Source organism: Schnuerera sp., assembly GCF_035459645.1.
In the GTDB taxonomy this organism is placed as follows: domain Bacteria; phylum Bacillota; class Clostridia; order Tissierellales; family Tepidimicrobiaceae; genus Schnuerera.
The window spans coordinates 1-3,382 of sequence record NZ_DATHXO010000328.1; the positions used below are offsets into that span (position 1 = coordinate 1).

Below are 3,382 nucleotides of genomic sequence, written 5' to 3' on the forward strand. Positions count from 1 at the left end.
GGATCACAAAAGGAATTTGTGCCTATACACCAGCAGTTCAAGCAATGTTAAAAGGAGGTGTTCCTAAGCTTGGAGATTCCAGAATAATGAACATTAAAAACATGCGAAAGGCCGGAATTGATGCACCTATTTATCTTATTCGAATCCCAATGTTGGCAGAAATAGAAGATACAGTAAAATTTGCTGATGGTAGTTTAAATTCAGAATTAATAGTAATAAAAGAATTATCAAATAAAGCAACCCTTTTAAATAAAGTTCATAAGGTTATATTAATGGTTGATGTGGGGGATTTGAGAGAAGGTATTCTTCCTGAAAATGTCATTGAAGTTACAGAAAAAATATTAAAACTTCCTAATATTGAATTAGAAGGCCTAGGTACAAATGTAGGTTGTTATGGCGGTGTATTACCTAGCTACCAAAATACTAATATTCTAGTGAAGCTCGCTAAAGAAATAGAAAACAAATTTGGAATTAGTGTAAAAACTCTTTCTGGAGGAAGTACTGTTACTTTATCATTATTAGAGAATGGAGGAATTGCACCTGGTATTAATCAATTACGTATAGGTGAAGCAATTTTACTTGGGACCGATATTAAAAACCTTAAACCTATTCCCGGTACTGAACAAAACACAATAATACTTAGAACCCAAGTAGTAGAATTAAAAGTAAAACCATCGTATCCTATAGGTAAAATTGGAAGAGATGCCTTTGGAAGAATAGTCCATTTTGAAGATAAAGGCAATAGAAAAAGAGCAATTGTTGCTTTAGGTGAACAAGATTGTGGATTAGATGGCATTACTCCTATAAATAGTTCAATAGAAATTTTAGGCGCAAGTAGTGACCATATGATTTTAGATGTCACAAACTGCAAACAAGAAATTCAAGTAGGGGCTATAATTGAATTTAATGTATCATATGGTGGTATGTTAGATCTTACAACATCAAAATATATAGAAAAAAATTAAAAGGCGAAAAATTCGCCTTTTAATTTTTATAAATTTTTATGATATAGGAACATTACTCTTCTTTTTAAGTTTTACTTGTGGTTCTTTTGGAATGCCAAATAGTGGTATAAACTTATCAGTACCAGTTAAAGTAAGAATAAGTATAGATACAACGGCTAATATAGACATATAATTATATCTTATAATATCACCAAAGGTAAACTGATGAAGTGGATATATAGAGCCCGCAATGGTGATAAAATATACAACATAGCAATGCCATGGTACAAATTGAGCAGAATAAATACCCATTGCATCAGATAAGGTAGCATTTCTAAGGCGTAATTTATACATATCTTCTTCGCTACCTTCTACATTCTCATCAGTCATATCTTTAATTATTGGTCCAATTGTTACTATTTGTGCCATCTCGTCTGCTAAGGCTAAATTACCAAATATACATAGTAAACCATTATTGAACATCAATTGTCTGACATTTCTTGAAATTCTTAATATAAATCTTGATAATGGTTCGAAGGCATTCATCATATTCATAACAGTACCAAAAGCAACAGCCCATAGCATCATTGATACAGAGTGATTACCTGCATCTGAAAACCCTGTAAACAATAGTTCACTTAAAGTCATAAAATCAATAGTTTTAGCTCCAAGACCTAATATGAAAGCTGAAATTATTCCTAAAAGTAAACATATAATTGTAGGTAGTCCTTTAAATGCAAAGCCAAGTACAATGATTAAAGGAATTGCCATATATCCTGGAACACCTTCTTTAACTTGATTTAAAAGGGCAACAGCTGATGGTCTCTCTGCCTCTAGTGTTACCCAAGCATCCTCTGGTATTTGTTCAATTGCCTCTGTTGCACTAATAGCATTGTCAGGAAAATGCATCCCAACGGCAGTAAAATAAATTAATATTGCCGCTAAAATTAAACATAATATAGACCATACCCCTTGATGCCTTATTCTATCAACTATGTCTACCTTCTGTATCCCTGAACTTACTATAGTAGTATCAGAAATCAAACCAATATTATCTCCAAAACAAGAACCTCCAACTATAGAAGCCATAGTAAGAGCAACACTTCCCCCTACAATATGATTTGCCCAGAGGAAAATCGGTGCACATGCAGCAAAAGTACCCCATGAAGTACCTGTTGCAATGGATAAGACAGCCGTAACAAGGAATCCTACTAATGCGACTGATTTACTTGTAAGACCCAACCGTAGTGAAATCCTAATTATAGAAGCTCCTACTCCAGTAGCCATAAATACCTCAGCCATAGCATACGAAAACATTAATATAAAAAATACTTCTATTATAGTAGCTACACCTTCATAAACTATATTAGTAACTTCGTTAAATTTCCTTTTTTCAACAAGCATAGCTATTATAATACCATATATAGTTGCAAAACAAGCAGCAACTTTTACTTCAATACCTGACAACAAAGCAGCTACCATAATAATTATTGGTGAAAATTTAAGAAAAATCATATAATCCTCCTATCTTATAAAATTTTTTAAATCGTTTTTAAACATAAATGGAATTTATAACTTTTATATTATTTCCCAATTAAACCACCTCGCAATTCTCGAAAATTTCGGAATATTTAATGTATCTTTACACTCCTCACCATTCCCCTTCAACTACATACATTATCTCCATTCCATATCCAACTTTCACCTTATAATATCCTTTCAACATCCCATCCACCTTACTATCTCCTGTATAAACCAGCAAAGGTTTTCCTCTTAATTCTATTATTTTACTATTCGTTGAAACTATAATGATGCTTTCCTTACCAATTCTTTTTACTACATCGTTGCTTATCTGTTGATTTCCCCTACCTAGTAAATATCCTTGTCCTCCTGTAGGAGTGAGTATTAGCTTGCTTGGATATATGCTAACATAGTTTAGTAAATCTTTTTCAGAGGCATCTTTTTTTATTATTTCATTATTCATAACTACATCTACTCCCAATAAGGTATATGGCAATTGTAAAGTTTGCATGATAGCCCTTGTGGTAGTTCCAGGTCCTATTATGTAACAAGTATTTCTTTCCATATGATCTACTATATCCAAAGCTATTGCCTTTTGGGTTGCTTCTTCACTTAAAGGGGTTGGTGCTTTCTTATTCTGCATAAACCTTTTATTTACTGGTACTTTTAAGTATCCAAATAACTGAGTCCTAACAATATCATTTCTAAAAGCTTCTTCATCAATATCAACTATTTCTTCTTCTTTAACAGCAATGTTCTTTCCTGTTAAGTATAATAAAGCTAACTCACCTGCTTTTTCAGGTGTATTAGCATATACTGGTGAATGAATCTTAACTCCAGCAGGAATCCCTAAGACCAATTGCTTATTTCCTACACTTTCATATACATCTCTAGCTGTACCATCACCTCCCACAAAT

The 3,382-nt window shown here is 32.8% G+C and carries 3 protein-coding genes; 1 reads left to right on the forward strand and 2 read right to left on the reverse strand.

What is annotated here, in order from left to right; genetic code table 11:
- On the forward strand, positions 1–965 hold a 965-nt coding region (locus tag VK998_RS07680), incomplete at its 5' end, for an alanine/ornithine racemase family PLP-dependent enzyme (protein WP_325227308.1).
- Between the two features lie 36 nt (positions 966–1,001).
- On the opposite strand, the gene VK998_RS07685 is transcribed toward VK998_RS07680, so the two are convergent.
- Both VK998_RS07685 and VK998_RS07690 read right to left on the reverse strand, forming a co-directional pair.
- Entirely contained in the window at positions 1,002–2,459 is a 1,458-nt protein-coding gene (locus VK998_RS07685) for a Na+/H+ antiporter NhaC family protein (protein WP_325227311.1), read from the reverse strand.
- Between the two features lie 136 nt (positions 2,460–2,595).
- Positions 2,596–3,382 (reverse strand): ATP-NAD kinase family protein (locus VK998_RS07690; RefSeq protein WP_325227314.1); only part of this gene is annotated, 787 nt, incomplete at its 5' end.

Bases quoted from the DNA above. Each gene is read 5' to 3' on its own strand.
- VK998_RS07685 (WP_325227311.1), bottom strand. From the start codon at position 2,459: ATGATTTTTCTTAAATTTTCACCAATAATTATTATGGTAGCTGCTTTG.